Below are 18,048 nucleotides of genomic sequence, written 5' to 3'. Positions count from 1 at the left end.
CCCATGAACGCCGCCGCCCACCCGCAAACGGTGCAGTCGGGCAATGCCCTGTCAGTCGAGGTTCGCCAGCGGCGCAGCCTCGGCCGGCGGATTACCTTGCTGATGCTTTTGCCTTCGACATTATGGTTCCTGCTGCTGTTGTTGATGCCGCTGGTGATCATCCTGGTCTTCAGTTTCGGCGAGCGCAGTGCCGTGGGCGGTTACGCCGGTGGCTTCACGTTGGCCAATTACCTGAACCTCGGCTCCCGCGGGGCGGCGTTCAGCAACACGCTGATGCTGGCGCCGCTGGGCACGTTGGTGTGCCTGGTGGCGGCCTACCCGCTGGCGTACTTTCTGGCGGTCAAGGTCAGCAAGAACCGCTCGCTGTTGTTGACGCTGGTGATTGTGCCGTTCTGGACCAGCTTTCTGATCCGCACCTATGCCTGGATCTTCATCCTCAGCGGCAAGGGTATCCCGGCGCTGCTGGCCAGCCTTGGCCTTGAGGACGTGCGTCTGATCAACACGCCGTGGGCGGTGCTCATCGGCATCGTTTATGGCTACCTGCCGCTGATGGTGTTCCCGATTTACGTCAGCCTGGAGAAGCTCGACAAGCGCCTGCTCGAAGCGTCCGCCGACCTCGGCGCCAGCGCCTTCGAAAGCTTTCGCCGGATCACCCTGCCGCTGTCCGCGCCGGGGATCATCACCGGCGTGATGCTGGTGTTCATCCTGCTGATGGGCGAGTTCCTGATCCCGGCCATTCTCGGCGGCGGCAAAGTGTTCTTCGTCGGCAACGCGCTGGTCGACCTGTTCCTGCAATCGCGCAACTGGCCCTTCGGCAGTGCGCTGGCGATGACCTTGGTGGCGATGATGCTGCTGATCATCGGCGTGTATCTGAAACTGGTGGCGCGCTATGGCAGCCGTCCCGCAGACGGAGGTGTATGACATGTGGTTGCGCAGTTATTCGACGTCGCTGTACCTGTTTCTCTACGCGCCGATCGCGTTGATCGTGCTGTTCAGCTTCAACGCCGGGCGCAGTGGCCTGGCATTCGAATGCTGCTCGATGCAGTGGTTTGGTCGCGCGTTCGGCAATCCGTTCATCATGGAGGCGCTGGGGCATAGCGCGTTCATTGCGTTCACGTCGGCGGTGATCGCCACGCTGTTCGGCACGTTGGCGGTATTTGGTTTGCAACGGACCGGCCCCAAAGTGCGCCTGCTGTTCGATGCGCTGACGTACTGCGCGATCATCGTCCCGGGCATCGTCATCGGCATCTCGACGTTGATAGCGTTCATCAGTCTGTTCGACCTGATCAACCCGTTGCTGGCGACATTGATCCCCAGTGTTCCACGCCTGAACATGGGCTTTTTCACGGTGATCGCCGCGCACTCGCTGTTCACCATGGCACTGGTCATGGTGATTGTGCGCAGCCGCGTCGACTCGCTGGACAAGGCCTTGCTGGAAGCCTCGGCCGATTTGTACGCACCACCGATGCAGACCTTCTGGCGAGTCACCCTGCCGCAGATCAGCCCCGCGATCATGGCCGGGTTCCTGCTGGCGTTCACCTTCAGCTTTGACGACTTCATCATCGCCTTCTTCGTTGCCGGTTCGGAAACGACGTTGCCGATCTACATCTTTTCCTCCATCCGCCGTGGCGTGACGCCGGAGATCAACGCGGTCTCGACGGTGATCATTTGCGCGTCGATGGCACTGCTCTTCACTTCCCGCTCTCTGCAAAACCGCCGCACCGGCGTTCAGGAGTCTCAGCATGCGTGATCAGCTATACATCAACGGCGAGTGGGTCAGCCCGGATCTGGGCGGGTACCTGGACGTCATCGACCCGGCCACTGAACACACCTTTCATCGAGTCGCCGCCGGGACAGAAGAAGACGTCGATCATGCCGTGCGCGCCGCCCGACGCGCGTTTGACAATGGCTGGAGCCAAACCAGTGGCGCCGAGCGCGCGCAGTGGCTGGAAGCCCTGGCCGACGAACTGGAAAGTGGCCAACAAGCGCTGGCCGAACTGGAAGTGCGCGACAACGGCAAACCGTTGCCCGAAGCACAGTGGGACGTTGGCGATGCGATCGGCTGCTTTCGCTACTACGCCGGATTGGCCCGTGATCTGGATCAGCAGCAAGACCAGCCCCTGGCGTTACCGGACGCGCGTTTTCGCTGCCGCATCCGCCATGAACCGATGGGTGTGGCCGGGCAGATCATCCCCTGGAACTACCCATTGCTGATGGCGGCGTGGAAGGTTGCGCCGGCGCTGGCTGCCGGGGCCACGGTGGTGTTGAAACCCTCCGAGCTGACGCCGCTGACCGCGCTGGAACTGGCCGCTGCCGCCGACCGCATCGGTCTGCCGGCCGGGGTCTTGAACGTGGTCACCGGCCTGGGCGCCGATGCTGGCAGTCCGCTCACCGAGCACCCCGGCGTGGACAAACTGGCCTTCACCGGCAGCGTGCCCACCGGGGCGAAAATCATGTCGGCGGCGGCCCGCGACATCAAGAACATCAGCCTCGAACTGGGCAGTAAGTCCGCGTTCATTGTGTTCGACGACACGGATGTCGAGGCCGCTGTGGAATGGATTCTGTTTGGTATTTTCTGGAACCAGGGCCAAGTGTGCAGCGCCACCTCACGCCTGCTGGTGCAAGAAAACATTGCCTCGCGGTTGATCGAGCGGCTGGTCGAGGAAACCCGAAAAATCACCATTGGCCCTGGCCTGGAGCCCGGTGTCCTGCTTGGCCCGCTGGTCAGTCAAAGCCAGTATGACAAGGTCTTCGGTTTCATCGATCAGGGCCTCGCCAGTGGCGCACGCCTGCTCACCGGAGGTCGGCGGCCGCCGTCTCTGGCACAGGGTTACTTCATCGAGCCGGCCATCTTCGACGAGCCCGGGCACAGCAGCATTCTCTGGCGCGAAGAGGTATTTGGCCCGGTGTTGTGCATCAAGCGCTTCAAGACCGAAGAACAAGCGGTGCAAATGGCCAACGCCAGCCGCTTCGGCCTTGCCGCTGCGGTAATGAGTGCCGATTTACACCGCACCACCCGCGTCGCCAACCAGTTGCGCGCCGGGATTATCTGGGTCAATTGCTCGCAACCAACCTTTGTCGAAGCGCCCTGGGGCGGCATGAAACACAGTGGTATTGGCCGCGAATTGGGCCAGTGGGGGTTGCACAATTACCTGGAGGTGAAGCAAGTCACCGAGTATGTCAGTGACCAGCCGTGGGGTTGGTACCTGAAATAATTGTAGGAGCGAGCTCGCTCGCGACGGTGTGTCAGTCGACATTATTGTTGCTGACACACCATCGCGAGCGAGCTCGCTCCCACAGGGATCGTAATAGAACACCTGACTACAACGCCTTGAACCTGCGGACACGAAAAAGCCCGCACAAGGCGGGCTTTTAAAATCGAGTAGGTGGCCAGTGCTGGTCTCCGGCTTACAAGGTTTATCAGGCCTCCCACAGAACAGTTTTTTTGAACCGTAACTGCTGCTCTGCTTCACACGGCATAAGGGCTGGATCTCAGCGCGGAGATCTTTCTAACCGTGTACCCTTCGGAACGCGCCCCACGTTTCCTCGCTATCCGCTTGCGCATCAGTCTGCGTCATCACCTACATCTTCAAGGATAGCAATGGTTCGAAGAGTTGAAAGGGCATTTTTAGACCGATTTCATTCAACGCAACACGCGGCAGAATGGAAAAATTCTATCCCTGACGCCTGTAGCAGCTGGCGAAGCCTGCGTTCGGCTGCGTAGCAGTCGTGAAACCTGTACACGCGGTCCTTCTGAAGCATCGCGTCGGCTGATTTCACGACTGCTTCGCAGCCGAACGCAGGCTTCGCCAGCTGCTACAGATCGCGTCACGGCTTAACTGACTGGCATTAGTCGCCGGAGCCCTGCCTCTTTATTTAGCCGGTTTGGTGCGAGCGGCATTGTTGAGGGCCACGGCAGCGCGAATCAGCGCTTTCAGCGCTTTTTCATCAATGTTCTCGCCTTCGTGCACATCAATCGCACGGCGGGTGTTGCCTTCGAGGCTGGCGTTGAACAGTCCGCCAGGGTCTTGCAGCGAGGCGCCCTTGGCAAAGGTCATTTTCACCACGCTCTTATAAGTTTCACCGGTGCAAAGGATGCCGGCATGTGACCACACCGGAACGCCTCTCCACTTCCACTCTTCGACCACGTCGGGATCGGCCTCGCGGATGAGCGCCCGGATCCGTGCCAGCGTGTCGCCACGCCAATCGGTCAGCTCCTTGATTCTGGTATCTATCAGCTCAGCGGCAGAGGTTCCCTCTCCCGCTTCCATTGGACCAGTCGTCGCCTTCTTCATGTTGCTTATCGTCCTCTTCAAGGTGGTTGTCGGCATCGATCAAACATCACCGTGAAAGTAAGTCGCATGCTCAACCAGCCACTCTTTGCCTTCCTCAAGACCCTTTTTTTCCCTGGCGAGGATCCAGTCCGATGTTCGAGCGACGCCAGTGCGGTCCTGGCCCAAGGCCTGCCCGACCAAAACCTGTCCTTGAGGCAGCGTCAAGAAGCTGAACACTCCCGTCGAATGCGCGGCTTTTCTAATCGACTTCCACGTACCGTAAAGATAACGCTCATCATAAATGTCGCAGGTTCCCTGCCAGAGGTACCCACCCACATTGCTGGAATTCAACAACCGGAGACGCCCATCGGCGACATCCACTTTGACTTTCTCGGTGACCCATTGGTTGGGGTCATCAGCGTCCTGCCACGTGGACTCCCAGTCACCGAGAAAATCATCGCGGCTCAGATAAGCCTGGGTGCTCTGGCGTTTGGCCCACCATGGCGACAGCCAGACACCGAAACCCGTGCTGCAGGCTGCAACGATGATGGGGAACCAGTAAACCTCAAAGGCGCTCATGAGCTAGAGACCTCCAGATAAATCTGAGGCAAAGTCTAGTTCACGCCTTTGATGATTTCCCCGATAAACCCAAGAGAGACAACCATGGTCACTTGTCACCTGAAATACGTGCTTGATCCCTACCAGATCGAAGCGTTTGAACACTACGCGTTGTTGTGGATTCCACTGGTTGAAAAGTTCGGCGGCCAGCATCACGGCTATTTCCTGCCATCCGAGGGTGCCAATAATATCGCGATGGCGATGTTCACCTTCCCCAGCCTTTCAGCCTACGAGCGCTACCGGCAAGACTCCATGAACGACCCGGACTGCCTCGCAGCCTTCAGGTATGCACAAGAGACGAAATGCATCCTCAGCTATGAGCGGACGTTTTTCAGACCGGTGTTGGGAGACCCGCGCTGATCCCGTGAGGTGTAAGGGCTCAATTTTTCGTCAAATCCAGGCAGTAGGTGTAATAACCCGGATCGCGCACGTAGCCCAAGGACTCATACAAGCGTTGTGCCCCGACGTTATCCGTGGCCGTTTCCAGCACCATGCCCCTGGCGCCGGTCGACAGCGCAAAGTCTCGTGCAGCGTTCATCAGCAGCGTCCCGACCCCTCGCCCGCGGGCAGAGGGGGCGGTGAACAGGTCGCTCAGCAGCCAGGCGCGGTGTGCATCGATGGAGGAAAACGTCGGGTACAACTGAACGAAACCCAGCGCATCGCCGGTGGAATCCTGGACGTAGAAGATGGCGGATTCATTCCGGGCAATGCGCTCGGCAATGAAGTCGCGCGATTGCGCCAGGTTCGATGGCTGGCCGTAGAAGCCTCGATAGGCGTCGAACAGGTTGGCGATTGTCTCGAGGTGGGATGCGTCGGCGCGCAGGACTTGGACAGCCATGACAGGGGCTCACTCGGTGCTGAGATCGACGCCTGAGCCTAGCAGCTTTTGTGGATCAAACCATGCAGAACGCCAAACCTTAAGCCGGGCTCGGACGGCGTCATGTGCGAGATCCCGAAGACTTTGAACGCGGCCAGCATGATCACGAGGCCGCCAGGCAGAATACTCAGCCGATGGCTTTGTAAGCCCGTCAACTTGAGTTGTTTGACATGCCCCACTTCGAGCAGGCGCAACGACAAGCGCAACAGGCCGCTATAGGTGATACCGCTTTGGCCGCAGTCGTTCAAGCCGTTGGCCTTGAGCACTTTGGCCAGCATCCGCGCGGTGCCGGAAGAGCCGATGGTCTGCTGCCAACCCAGCTCGCGGTACCGACGCGCGACCTTTTCAAACTGCAGTGTGGCGACCCGCTCGGCCTCCAGAAGCGCATGAGCGGTGATGCATCCACCCTGAAAGTAACGCGCCCCAAACGTGCCGCTGCCAATCGCAATGCTTTCCGTGATCAGCGGCTGAGCGCCTCGGCCCAGAATCAGTTCAGTGGAGCCGCCGCCTATATCCACCACCAGTCGCATGCTCTCGGCGGCCGGAATCGTGTGGGCCACCCCGGCATACACCAATCGGGCCTCTTCGTGTCCCGATATGACGTCAATCCGAAACCCCAGGTGCCGCTCCGCACTGCCCAAAAACAGTTGCGCGTTGTCGGCTTCGCGCACGGCACTGGTGGCCACTGCCCGCACCCGACCCGCCTCGAAACCACGCAATTTTTTGCCAAATCGCGCGAGCGCTTGCCATCCCCGATCCAGCGCCAACTCATCCAGGGCCCCAGCCTGAAATCCTTCCGCCAAACGGACCGGCTCACGCAGGGTTTTCACTTCCTGGATCACCCACTGCTGATTTCGCCTGACCGACTGTCCAATCATCATGCGAAACGCATTGGAGCCCAGGTCAATGGCTGCAAACAGGGAGGCGTCGCCTTTCATGGTGGGGGATTCCTGGCAGATTGATCAGCCAACGGACGGCGTTGCGCCGGGCGTTCAAGACGCTTTGCGAAGATCCTGCCATGCCATAGGTGACACCCTGATGACACCCGCCCCTATTTTTGCCCACACCACGTTTTTCCCTTCAGTTCGGGTCCAGCAACCCGCCATTCCAGTTGCGCGACACGCGGCTGCCGGTGAATTTCGCCACCACCATGCCCTGAGGCACCAGCCGGTCCCGATAACGCGTGACCATCCGCCCCGCTTGCCGGGCATACAGCACCACTTCGGACGATGGATCACCCGGGCGCCGCAGAATTCGGGCAAACCGCTGCCCTTCTTCGACGAAATCGCCCAGCTCTTTTTCAAAGATCAGCACGCCGGGTTGCGGTGCAAGGATCGTTTCCATGTGGCCCATTTCCATCGCCTCGACGGGCCAGTCACCTGGCGACAGTGCCTCATCGATCACCCCGCAAGCGCAAAGCCAGACGTACAGCCCGTCGGAGTCCTGCTCGGCAAAGCGGTCGCTGACATCGCCCTGCCCGCGCAACTCCAGCGTTGCGGCCATGTGCTGATCGTTGATGCCGTCTCGCAGCCACGGCGCGATAATGGTTTCCTCGAAGGAGCCATCCCCGCCATCGTCCCAGATGATCGCCACATCCATTTTCATCGCCGCCGCCAATTCGCGGCCACGGGGCCAGAAACGGCGATGAACGTAGAGGTACGGCAGGGCCTCGTCGTCGGTGTGCAGGTCGAGCATCACCTGCGCCGGGGCCGCCAGTTGCACCAGCTTTTTTTGCCATTCCTGGACATTGGTCGAAGGGTGGGCCATGGCGTTCGACTGGTCGAACAAGCGGTTGAAGTTATGCCCCGTGGCGTCGTGAAATCGGCCAAGAATTCGCCCCTGACGAAACTGCCCGATGCCCAGCGGATTGGCCTGTGGCACCACCGTCACATGGCCTTTGAGCCGGCCCTGGGCCTCGGCGACCTGAAGGCGCTGCATCAACAGGTGCAGGACCAGCATTCCGGCGATTTCATCGGCATGCACACCTGCCTGCAAGTGAACGGTCGGCCCGCTGCCATCGCCCTCGAAACGCCAGGCCCCGACCTGCACCGCGTCACCGTTATTGTTGCGAACGTTGAACGAAATATCCTGCGCCATAAGTTTGTCCTCCTGTGATGACCGTTAAAAGCCGCTGTGTTGCCACTGCCGAGACTGGTGATTGAACGTCCGTTCAATTAAGCTCGCCCATCAGGCTCTGCACCCAAGGACGCCCTTGTGACAACCCTCGCCCCTAAAAACCGCCGTGCTGAACCGGACGAACGCCGCGAAATGCTGGTTGCGGCGACGTTGCGCTGTCTGGTCCGCGACGGGCACGCTGGTATTTCCGTGCGGCGCATCGCCACCGAAGCCGGGGTGTCCGTCGGCCTGCTCAACCATCATTTCGGCAGCATCGATGCGTTGATCGCCGACACCTACCAGAAGCTCGCCAGCGAGCTGACCGCCGCCCTTCAGCAGGAAATCGAGCAGGCCGGAACACCGGCCGAAAAGATGGACGCGTTCCTCACCGGCTCGTTTTCGTCCCGGGTCATGGACCCCAATTTGCTCGGCGCATGGGTGGTGTTCTGGAGCCTGATTCGTCACTCCGAACACGTCAGCCAGTCCCACGAAAAAAGCTATCGCGCCTACCTCGATCTGCTCCGCCAACTGCTCGATGACCTGGCGGCCAGTGAGGGTTTCGTGATCCACGACACCCGCCTGGCCGCCATTGGTTTATCCGCGATGCTCGACGGACTCTGGATCGAGTGGTGCCTGAACCCCGAAACCTTCAGCCCCGCCAACGGCCTCCATATCTGCCGCTGCTGGATAAAGGGCTTGCGTCACGGAGCATTCAGCACCGACGACATCCTGTGATGGGTGACGACCGAAGATCATCGCCAGGGTGCCGCTGACTGCGATCAACCCGGCACCGATGATCAGCGACACATCCATCAGCGTGCCCCAGATCAGGTTCGATAACAGGAACGCCCAGATCAGGCCGGTGTACTCGAACGGCGCCAGCAAGGTCGCGGTGGCCCGCTGAAAACTGGCGAACAGCAGGAACTGGCCGATGCCTCCCACCACTCCGGCCCCCAGCATCCCCAGCCACGCCGGGTTCGGTGCCGGCGTATGAGTCCAGGGCAGCGCGACTGTCATGCAAATCACAAACACCACGTTGGTGATCAGCATCTGCTCCAACACGGACGTCTGGTCATCTACCTGCCGCAACTGGATGTAGGTGAACGCCCAGCACATCGCCGCCAGCAGCGTCAGCACGATGGGCAAGGGATCGGCCATATTGCTGGGCCGACAGGCAATGATTACCCCGACAAAGCCCACGACCAGCGTGAACCACTGCCAGGCGCTGGCACGCTCCTTGAGAATCACTGCCGCCAGCACCGTCACCATGATCGGGGCCGAAAAATACAGCGTGGTCATCTCCGCCAGGGTCAGGTCCCTTGCGGCGGTGTAGTACAGCAGCCAGGCCACAATCGACAGCAAGCCGCGCACCACCAGCAAGCGCCGGCTCGGTGAGCGCCAGGCCCGCTGGACCAGGCGCAATCGCCCCACCAGCAGACAGGCGAGCACCACCACAAGGCCCCGCCAAAACAGGATACTGACCACCGAATAATCGGCTACCAGCCACTTGATGGCCGCGTCCTGCAACGCCAGGAACGCGTAGCCCAGCGTGCACAGGCCAATGCCCTGCAACGACCGGTCGACAACCCGTGGCGCACTCATTACACCGCCCTGCGCATCGGCGTCCCGCGCCGCTCGGCAAAGGCAAACAGCGCCTCGATCAGGAACGTCAGGCAGACATAAACCCCGGCCACCAGCAGCAACGGTTCGTAGACCTGAAGGGTTTGTGCCCGCACGACGTTGGCGGCGCCCAGCAGGTCGATGATCGCAATCGTCGAGGCCAGCGCCGTGGACTTCAGTAACATCACCGTCTCACCGGCCAGGGTCGGCAACAGCAAGCGCATGGCCCGAGGCAAGCGCACCCGCAACAACGACTGGCGCGGGGTCATGCCGAAGGCCGACGCCGCTTCCATTTCACCTTTTGGCACCGCCAGCAGGCCGCCACGAATCACTTCGCCGACATAAGCGCCCACCGACAGCACCAGGGCGAACACGATGTACCAGTAACCGTCACGCAGATACGGCCAGAGAAAACTGCCGCGTATCAGCGGAAACTGTGCGAACAGGCTGCCGAGCCCGTAATAGAAGATGTAGATCTGGATCAACAACGGTGTACCGCGCAAGACGCTGGTGTAGAACAGGCTGGCCTTGGCGATCACCCGGTTTTTCGAGATACGGGCCAACGCCACCAGAACCGCCAGCACGAACCCGAATACGCTGGAGATAAATAGGATGGTGATGGTCGTTTGCAGCCCTCGGCCCAACAGCGCCGCGTATTCAACTATCCACGCTGGAATCATTTCATTCACTCAGCCAAAGGCATCCAGCGACGAATACGTCGCTCAAGCCGTCCCGACAGGTAGTTGGACACCAACGTCACCGCGTAATACATCGCCGCGGCCGTGAGGTAGAACAACAGGTAGTGACGCGTCGAACCCGCGCCTTGCTTGGCGGTGTACAACAGCTCGTTGGTGCCGACCACGCTGATCAGTGCACTGTCCTTGATCAGGTTGATCCACAAATTGGCCATCCCGGCCATTGCATAGGGCGCCATGATCGGCAGTGTGACGCGCCGGAACAGACCGAACCCGCTCAGGCCAAACGCCCTCGCTGCCTCGATCTGACCGAAAGGAATCGCCTGGATCGCCGCCCGAAAAATCTCCGAAGCGTAAGCGCCTTGCACGAGGCCCAGCACCAGGATCGCCGCCAGCGGCCCGCTGACGTTCAGTACGCCGTAACCCATCTGGGCCATCAGCGAATTGAGGAGCATGGAACCGACGTAGTACAGCAACAGGATCAGCAACAATTCCGGAACCGCGCGAAACAACGTGGTGTAGCCGCGCATCAGTGCTGCGATCGGTTTGGGCGCGCCCAACTTGAGGCAGGCCACCACCAGACCGATGAACAGCCCGACCACGAAGGCCCCGGCCGATATCTGCAGGGTCATCCAGAGCCCTTTTATCAGCGCACTGCCCCATCCTTGTTCGCTGAAATTGATCAATTCGAACATTGCCGGCATTTCACTCTCCCATTATCGCAACCAACCGGTTACCGCGATCCCTTGTAGGAGCGAGCTTGCTCGCGATGGACGTTAGAGCGACGCGGTTCTTCAGACACACCGCGTTATCGTTGACGTTCTTCGCGAGCAAGCTCGCTCCTACAAGTCAGAACGCCGGTTTCACGCTGGTGCCAAAGTAGCTTTGGGAGAGGTCCTCATAGTCTTTGCTCGCGAGCAAGCTCGTGATCGCCTTGTCCAGTTTGGCCTTGAGTTCAGCGTCGTCCTTGCGCAGACCGGCGCCCACGCCCTTGCCGAAGATCGGGTCATAAGGCACCGCGCCGAGGTATTCCAGGTTGCTGGCATCGGGAGTCTTGACGAACGAGGCCATGGCCGTGCCGTCCGCCATCATCAGGTCGATGCGACCGGCAATCAGGTCGGCGTTGGCAGAGTCCTGGGTGTCGTAATACTTCACGTCAGCAATTTTTTCGTAGTACTGCTTCAGGTAGCTCGCGCTCACCGTCGAGTTCTGCACGCCGATGATCTTGCCCTTGAGATCATCCGGGTACTTTTTCACCGACGTCCCCTTCGGCCCTACAACCGCGACCACCGAATCGTAATAAGCCTTGCTGAACGCGATCTGTTTTTCGCGCTCTTCGGTCACCGACATGGAAGAAAAAATCACGTCGACCTTCTTCGCCAACAGCGACGGGATGATCCCGTCCCACGCCACTTCCTTGATCTCGCACTCGGCTTTCATGTCGCTGCACAGCTTGTGAATCAGGTCCACTTCAAAGCCTTTCCACTCACCATTAGCCTGTTTCTCGGTGTATGGCGGATAGGGTTCGGCCGCCACCGCGAACCTGATCGGCTGAGCCTGTGCCGCACTCATGCCGGCCAGCATTACGCAGGCCACACCTGTCATCCAATTTGCCAAACGTCGATTTCCCATGATTCTTTCCCCGTCTTTTTATTGTGTATTAGCGAGTCTGATGAGCGTTGACGAATTGTCGGCAACGTTCGCTGCGTGGGTGTACGAACACTTCGTCCGGCGAGCCGGTTTCCTCGATCAGCCCTTGGTGCAAATAGGCGACTTTGGAAGAGACATCGCGTGCGAAAGCCATTTCATGAGTCACCAGGATCATGGTCCGGCCTTCTTCCGCGAGAGAGCGGATCACCCGCAGCACTTCGCCGACCAGTTCCGGGTCGAGTGCCGAGGTGGGTTCATCGAACAGCATGACCTTGGGCCGCATGGCCAGGGCCCGGGCGATCGCCACCCGTTGTTGCTGTCCCCCGGAGAGAAACGCCGGGTACTCGTTGCGCTTGGCGGCAAGCCCCACACGTTCGAGCAAGGCTTCGGCCCGTTCAGTGGCCTCCGCACGGCTTTCACGCAGGACCTGGGTCGGCGCTTCGATGAGGTTTTCCAGCACCGTGCGATGGGGCCAGAGGTTGAAGTTCTGAAACACCATGCCCAGGCTCGAACGGATCCGTACCAGCTGTTTGGCGTCGGACACCAGCGGCGCGCCGGGACGATCGAAGTTCAGGTGAATGCTTTCGCCGTCCACCAGAATGCGCCCCTGGTCCGGCACTTCGAGCATGTTGATGCAGCGCAGCAAGGTACTTTTGCCCGAGCCGCTGGCGCCGATCAGCGAGATCACGTCGCCTTCGCGGGCCGTCAGGGAAACGCCTTTGAGGACTTCGATATTGCCGAAGCGTTTGTGCAGGCGATCGACTTCAATCATGGTTTTGCCAGCGGCCGGCTCAACGGTCGCTTCACAGGTGACCCGACTGATCACCGGCCTCGGCGCTTCGCCTTTCAACACCAGGACAAAATCGCGAATACGTTGGCAAGCCTGGGCCAGCCGTTCTTCACCCAAGGTGAACGAGAGCCGCACAAAACCTTGGGCCGGCTCACCGAATGCGGCCGCATCGAGAACCGATACGCGCGCCTCGCGCAGCAGACGCCAGGCGAACTCCAGAGAGGTCAGCCCGGTACCACGGACGTCCATCAACACGAACATGCCGGCATCGGGTTTGAGCACTGAAATCCCCGGGCAGTCAGACAACCCCGCAACCACCAGATCACGACGACGGCGATAGATGTCGCGCATGCCGTGGGTCACGTCTTCATGGGCTTCTACTGCTTTCAGCGCGGCTTCCATGACAAAACCCGGCAAGCCGTAAAGCATGCTCAGCACCAGGGTTTCGACATGCGCGATCAGGGCTTCATTGGCGACAATCCAGCCAATACGCCAGCCGGTCATGGCGTGGGATTTCGACAGGCTGCCGATCACCACGCAGCGCTCGGCCATGCCCGGCAAAGCCGCCAGGCTCAGGTGTTCGCGCTCGAAGCACAGGCTCTCATACACCTCGTCCACCACGACCCACAGGTCATGGGCGATGGCGAGTTCGGCGATGGCTTGCAGCTCCTCGCGGTTGAGCACTACGCCGGTGGGGTTGTTTGGATTGGCCAGGAAAATGGCCCGGGTGCGTGGGGTAATGGCCTTGGCCAATACGGCGGCATCGAGCCGGAAATTTGAATCCGCCGCGCAGGGCACGCGCACCAGCGTCGCGCCGGAGGCTTTGAGCGTCGCCTCGTAGGTCACGTACATCGGGTCCAGGGCAATCACTTCATCGCCGGCCGTGAGCAAACACATCGAGGCGGCAAACAATGCGTTCTGCGCACCCGCCGTCATGATGACGCTGGACGCTTGCACCTCACGGCCAAACAACGGGCTGTAGCGAGCGGCGATGGCTTCACGCAAGGCATCGCGCCCGGCAATTTCGGTGTAGTGGGTGTCGCCCTCACGCAGGGCGTGGATCGCGGCATCGGTGATGAAATCGGGGGTGGGGAAATCCGGGTCACCGATGCTGAGGATGATCACATCCTCGCCACGGCGCTGGGCTTCAAATGCCGCATAGTGAATATCCCAAGCGGCAACACCGTCGCCTGAAATCCGCTCAACAAAGGGTGAAAACCGCATGCCAGTGCCTCGTTCGAATAGAAGAAACGCAAGCCCGCGCAACCAGCCGGGGAGGTGGAAGGAACATAGTCGAAGCTGAACAGTCGTTCAACAGAAAAATCATCGCGTTGCGCGTTCAGCGTAAACAGGTCGTTTTCACGACAGTCACGCCGTTTTTCGATAGGGAACTAAGGAGGGAGTATTGCGGCTCGCCGGAACGATTTTCCGGCGCCGTGAGGGAGATGGGGGTCGAGGGCTAATGCCGATATGTAGCAGCTGGCGAAGCCTGCGTTCGGCTGCGCAGCAGTCGTCAATCCTGCGTACTCGGTTAACCTGAAAGACCGCGGCGCCCGATTTGCGACTGCTACGCAGCCGAACGCAGGCTTCGCCAGCTGCTACAAGGAGCGTGTTTCGCCTGAGATTTTCTTACTGACTGGCGAGGGCCCGGTTATTTACGGGCCAACTTGTAGTGGATGCATCCTTCGTAGAAGCTCTCCCGGACAGCCTCAGGCTTGAACTTCGATGGGCTGTCGTAGGTTTGCTCGGTAATGCCCATGGCCATCATCCGCATCCAGGCTTTGCTGAAGGGGTAGGCCTGTATTTTTTGACGAGCGGCATACAGCGACACGCCCGAAAGCTTGAGTTCCTGGGCCCTCGCCGCAGTACCCGCGCCCCAGCTGCACATGTACCGATCATTGGGCAACAGCTCTTTGGCCTGGACCGAGACCACCACATTCGCCAAAGAAAACGAGACCAGCGCGATCACTACCTTGTGCATTTGCATCCACCTAACCACCTGAAAATAAAATGATTTTGGCGGTTAGTGCGAGACTGCGGGGCCAGCAAAATGCCTTATCTCCAGGCTACCTTCACGGTAGCCTGGCTGTCGGGCGTCTGGATCAGACCCGGACGTTGCGTCCTGGCAGCGATGAGCGCTGACTGGTTTCCCAATCCTGGACCACGCCGACAGGCACATCGGAGGCGGGCAACATTTTACGTCCGCGCACCAGGTCGGAGGCCCGTTCGGCGAGCATGATGGTCGGGGCATTGAGGTTGCCGTTCGGCTCAGTCGGGAACACCGAGGAGTCGATCACCCGCAAACCGGCGATGCCATGCACGCGCAGCTCGGAATCGACCACCGCCCTATCGTCCTCACCCATTCGGCACGAGCCGCAAGGATGGTAGGTGCTCTCAAGGTTTTCACGAACGAAGGCGTCGATTTCTGCATCAGTGTTCACCTGAGGTCCCGGTGCGATCTCACCGTCGCGGAAACGGTCCATGGCTTTCTGGCCAATGATCTCCCGGGTCAGGCGTATGCAGCGGCGGAAACCTTCCCGGTCTTCTTCGCGTTGCAGGTAGTTGAACTGAATCTGCGGATGCTCGTAAGGGTCGGCGGAACGGGCCCGCACATAGCCGCGGCTTTTCGGTTTGTTCGGCCCGGTGAGCACCATGAAGCCGTGGCCCTTGATCGGCTTGTTGCCGTCGTAACGCATGGCTGCCGGCAGAAAGTGGAACTGAATGTCCGGCCAGCGCAGACCTTTCTCGGAACGGATGAAGCCACCGGCCTCGAAATGATTGGTCGCCCCCAGCCCATCCTTGAACAGCAGCCAGCGCAGGCCGATCAGCAGTTTGCTCAGCGGGTCCATTTTACTGTTGAGTGTTACCGGTTCCTTGCAGCCAAACTGGATGTACACCTCGGCGTGATCCTGCAGGTTCTCCCCTACCCCGGGCAGGTCATGGCGGACGCTGATCCCGGCTTTACGCAGCACGTCGGCCGGGCCGATGCCGGAGCGTTGCAGCAAGTGCGGCGAACCGATGGGGCCGGACGATACGAGCACTTCGCGGTTGCAATAGACCTGGTGGGTCTGGCCATCGTGGTCATAGCTGATCCCCACCGCGCGTTTGCCTTCGAGGATGATCTGGCGGGTCATCGCATGGGTGATCACGGTCAGGTTCGGGCGGCCCATCGCCGGGCGCAGGTACGCGTTGGCAGTGGAGCAACGCACGCCATTTTTCACGGTCATGTGCATCGCGCCGAAACCTTCCTGCATGAAGCCGTTGCAGTCGTCGGTCTTGAGGTAGCCCGCTTCGGCGCCCGCTTCGACCCAGGCACCATACAATGGGTTTTTCATGTGATTGCCGTTGGTGGTGTGTAACGGCCCGGTTTGCCCACGATAGTTGTCGCCGCCCTCCTCGTAGCTCTCGGCCCGTTTGAAATACGGCAGGCAATTGCGGTAACCCCAGCCCTGTGCGCCGAGCGACTCCCACTCGTCAAAGTCATAGGCGTGACCACGGATGTACACCAGGCCATTGATCGACGATGAGCCACCCAGCACCTTGCCGCGCGGACAGTGAATTCGACGGCCGTTGAGGAAAGGCTCCGGCTCGGTCTCGTAGCGCCAGTTGTACTTCTTGGTGTTCATCGGGATCGAAAAGGCACTCGGCATCTGGATCACCACACTGCGATCACTGCCGCCGAACTCCAGCACCAACACGGAGGTGTCCGGGTCTTCACTCAAGCGGTTGGCCAACACACAACCTGCCGAGCCGGCGCCGATGATGATGTAGTCGTATTTTTGCGTAGCCATGGTTATCTCCCGACCGTCGATTCGTTGAAAACGGGCAACGAGTGCAAGGTCAGCTTGTCGCCAGTGGTGTATTGAGGGGATGTTTTTTCGATGTGCTGGATGACCGCTTCTTCGCGCTTGAGATCGATCGAGCGGCTGAACCAGTAGTACACCAGCCCCGACACGATCAGGCCGACCAGCCAGGCGATGTCGATACTGCCGAGCGCTTTGGCGAGCGGACCCACATAGACTTCACGCTGCTCGACGCCGTCGTAGATGTAGAAGAACGGGATCATCGAAATGAAGCCTATGGCGTACGCTGCAATGCCGCGCAGGCCCCAACTGCCATAGATGTTGCCGTGAGGCATGAAGAAGTGCGGGATGGCGTAGCGGCCCTTGCGGACGAAAAAGTAGTCGGTCAGGTTGACCGAGGTCCATGGCACCAGGAAGTACAACATCACCACCAGGTAGATCCCCAGCACCGACAGGCCTTTGCCCGAACTCTGGATGCTAAGGGCCACGCCCAGTTGCAGCAGAATCACGAAACCAATCGCCAGGACCCGCGCCTTGCGGGTGGGTTCGATGTGCTTGATCGAGTCGACGCAGGTCAGCGTGGTCAGCTTGGCGCTGTAGATGTTCATGGCGATTACCGGCAGGAACGCCAGGATCGTGATGACCACCACCACAGTGCCCATCAACGGCGACACGGTGTTGCCGACTTGGCCGAGGGCCACCAGCACATCAGTGGAATGCAGGTGATCGGCCAGCCAGCCACCCACGGAGATCATCCACGCACCGGACAACGACGCCCCCAGAAACACCACCGCGATCAGTTTGCCGCTGGAGGTGTTCTTCGGCAGGTAACGCGAATAATCGGACACATACGGGGCATAAGCGATGTTGTAACTCGCCGCCGCCGCGAATTGGGCGATGAAACCGGTCCAGTTGAAACCCAACGGCGGCGGCGCTACTTCACCGGCCCCGAGCACCGGCATTGCCGCATCGGGAACCCAGCCCATCAGCACCGCCAACGTCACCAGTCCGTACAGTGGCAGCGACAGGTACAAGGCCCATTTGAAACTACGGTGCATCCAGTCATGGCCGAGGATCGCCAAAATCGCCGCTGGTATCGTCACGGCCACGGCGATCACGGCGGGGTTGAAGCCAAAGAGCGTGTGCAGGCCCTGCATCATCAACACCAGGTTGACGATGTTGAACCCGGCGAACACAAACAGCGTCGCCAGCAGCACCAGGATCACGCCGCGATAGCCGAACTGCGCACGCGACTGGATCATCTGCGGCAGGCCGAGGTGTGGGCCTTGCGAGCCATGAAAGGCCATGAACAGCGTGCCAAACATGATGCCCAGCGTGCCGGCCAGTGTGGTCCAGAGCGCCGTCAGGCCGACGCTCGGACCGACGAAGCCGATGGTCATGGTGAAGAAGGTGAAATTGCCGAGAAACCAGAACGGGCCCTGGCTCGACAGTTTGTCGGTGCGTTCGTGTTCCGGGATGAAGTCAATCGAATGGCTTTCGACAACGGGTTTGTCATCGAGGACCGAGACGCTCGGAGCGGATTTGGCGTTAGTGTTCATGATGGTCTCTTATTGTTGGAAGATCATGACGGAATAACCGCATTCTT

General features: G+C 60.0%; 17 protein-coding genes and 1 pseudogene. 5 read left to right on the top strand and 13 right to left on the bottom strand.

Annotated elements, in window-relative coordinates; all coding sequences use genetic code 11:
• Positions 1-3 precede the first annotated feature (3 nt).
• From AC1MDT_RS03365 to AC1MDT_RS03355, 3 genes are read left to right on the top strand one after another with little or no spacing between them, the layout of a single operon-like run.
• The gene (locus tag AC1MDT_RS03365) at positions 4-921 is read left to right on the top strand and encodes an ABC transporter permease (RefSeq protein WP_480420691.1); all 918 of its coding nucleotides are present in this window, start codon (positions 4-6) and stop codon (positions 919-921) included.
• A gap of 1 nt (position 922) precedes the next feature.
• Positions 923-1,750, top strand: a complete 828-nt coding sequence (locus AC1MDT_RS03360) for an ABC transporter permease (RefSeq protein ID WP_480420690.1) — start codon at positions 923-925, stop codon at positions 1,748-1,750.
• Entirely contained in the window at positions 1,743-3,215 is a 1,473-nt protein-coding gene (locus AC1MDT_RS03355; RefSeq protein WP_480420689.1) for an aldehyde dehydrogenase family protein, read from the top strand. Before AC1MDT_RS03360 ends, AC1MDT_RS03355 begins: the two co-directional genes overlap by 8 nt.
• 657 nt (positions 3,216-3,872) lie before the next feature.
• Here AC1MDT_RS03355 and AC1MDT_RS03350 read toward each other — a convergent pair.
• A complete protein-coding gene (locus tag AC1MDT_RS03350; RefSeq protein ID WP_480420688.1) occupies positions 3,873-4,295 on the bottom strand; it encodes a DUF1801 domain-containing protein in 423 nt (140 codons plus the stop codon).
• A gap of 39 nt (positions 4,296-4,334) precedes the next feature.
• Positions 4,335-4,853 (bottom strand): hypothetical protein, encoded by a 519-nt coding sequence (locus AC1MDT_RS03345; RefSeq protein WP_480420687.1) that lies wholly within the window; start codon positions 4,851-4,853, stop codon positions 4,335-4,337.
• Between the two features lie 84 nt (positions 4,854-4,937).
• Between AC1MDT_RS03345 and AC1MDT_RS03340 the strand changes: the two genes are divergently transcribed.
• Positions 4,938-5,252 (top strand): NIPSNAP family protein, encoded by a 315-nt coding sequence (locus AC1MDT_RS03340; protein WP_480420686.1) that lies wholly within the window; start codon positions 4,938-4,940, stop codon positions 5,250-5,252.
• A gap of 19 nt (positions 5,253-5,271) precedes the next feature.
• Here the strand turns inward: AC1MDT_RS03340 and AC1MDT_RS03335 are convergent, their stop codons facing one another.
• The 3 genes from AC1MDT_RS03335 to AC1MDT_RS03325 all read right to left on the bottom strand — a co-directional run bounded on the left by AC1MDT_RS03335 (position 5,272) and on the right by AC1MDT_RS03325 (position 7,866).
• Positions 5,272-5,730 (bottom strand): GNAT family N-acetyltransferase, encoded by a 459-nt coding sequence (locus AC1MDT_RS03335; RefSeq protein ID WP_480420685.1) that lies wholly within the window; start codon positions 5,728-5,730, stop codon positions 5,272-5,274.
• Positions 5,731-5,768: 38 nt separating this feature from the next.
• Positions 5,769-6,707: a Ppx/GppA phosphatase family protein gene (locus AC1MDT_RS03330; protein ID WP_480420684.1), complete on the bottom strand. Its 939-nt coding sequence runs from the start codon at positions 6,705-6,707 to the stop codon at positions 5,769-5,771.
• Between the two features lie 142 nt (positions 6,708-6,849).
• A complete protein-coding gene (locus AC1MDT_RS03325; RefSeq protein ID WP_480420683.1) occupies positions 6,850-7,866 on the bottom strand; it encodes a M14 family metallopeptidase in 1,017 nt (338 codons plus the stop codon).
• Between the two features lie 171 nt (positions 7,867-8,037).
• On the opposite strand from AC1MDT_RS03325, the pseudogene AC1MDT_RS03320 reads away from it, so the two are divergent.
• Positions 8,038-8,523: pseudogene (locus AC1MDT_RS03320) on the top strand (TetR/AcrR family transcriptional regulator); the annotation flags it as partial.
• Here AC1MDT_RS03320 and AC1MDT_RS03315 read toward each other — a convergent pair.
• From AC1MDT_RS03315 to AC1MDT_RS03280, 8 genes are all read right to left on the bottom strand, one after another.
• Positions 8,479-9,486: a DMT family transporter gene (locus AC1MDT_RS03315; protein WP_480420682.1), complete on the bottom strand. Its 1,008-nt coding sequence runs from the start codon at positions 9,484-9,486 to the stop codon at positions 8,479-8,481. The pseudogene AC1MDT_RS03320 and the gene AC1MDT_RS03315 overlap by 45 nt on opposite strands.
• A complete protein-coding gene (locus AC1MDT_RS03310) occupies positions 9,486-10,184 on the bottom strand; it encodes an ABC transporter permease (RefSeq protein WP_480422691.1) in 699 nt (232 codons plus the stop codon). Before AC1MDT_RS03310 ends, AC1MDT_RS03315 begins: the two co-directional genes overlap by 1 nt.
• A 5-nt stretch (positions 10,185-10,189) precedes the next feature.
• On the bottom strand, positions 10,190-10,903 hold the full coding sequence (locus tag AC1MDT_RS03305; protein ID WP_480420681.1) for an ABC transporter permease: 714 nt from the start codon (positions 10,901-10,903) through the stop codon (positions 10,190-10,192).
• A gap of 145 nt (positions 10,904-11,048) precedes the next feature.
• Positions 11,049-11,831, bottom strand: coding sequence for a transporter substrate-binding domain-containing protein (locus AC1MDT_RS03300; RefSeq protein WP_480420680.1), 783 nt, complete (start codon positions 11,829-11,831; stop codon positions 11,049-11,051).
• Positions 11,832-11,859: 28 nt separating this feature from the next.
• The gene (locus AC1MDT_RS03295; protein WP_480420679.1) at positions 11,860-13,863 is read right to left on the bottom strand and encodes an aminotransferase class I/II-fold pyridoxal phosphate-dependent enzyme; all 2,004 of its coding nucleotides are present in this window, start codon (positions 13,861-13,863) and stop codon (positions 11,860-11,862) included.
• 427 nt (positions 13,864-14,290) lie between these two features.
• Entirely contained in the window at positions 14,291-14,620 is a 330-nt protein-coding gene (locus AC1MDT_RS03290) for a hypothetical protein (RefSeq protein WP_480420678.1), read from the bottom strand.
• Between the two features lie 121 nt (positions 14,621-14,741).
• Positions 14,742-16,430, bottom strand: a complete 1,689-nt coding sequence (gene betA, locus AC1MDT_RS03285) for a choline dehydrogenase (protein ID WP_480420677.1) — start codon at positions 16,428-16,430, stop codon at positions 14,742-14,744.
• A gap of 2 nt (positions 16,431-16,432) precedes the next feature.
• Positions 16,433-18,001 (bottom strand): purine-cytosine permease family protein, encoded by a 1,569-nt coding sequence (locus AC1MDT_RS03280; RefSeq protein ID WP_480420676.1) that lies wholly within the window; start codon positions 17,999-18,001, stop codon positions 16,433-16,435.
• Positions 18,002-18,048: the final 47 nt, after the last annotated feature.

This window comes from Pseudomonas sp. ASL7 (assembly GCF_056680375.1).
Note: the sequence above shows the minus strand (reverse complement) of the source record. Positions and strands in the feature narration are given on the sequence as shown.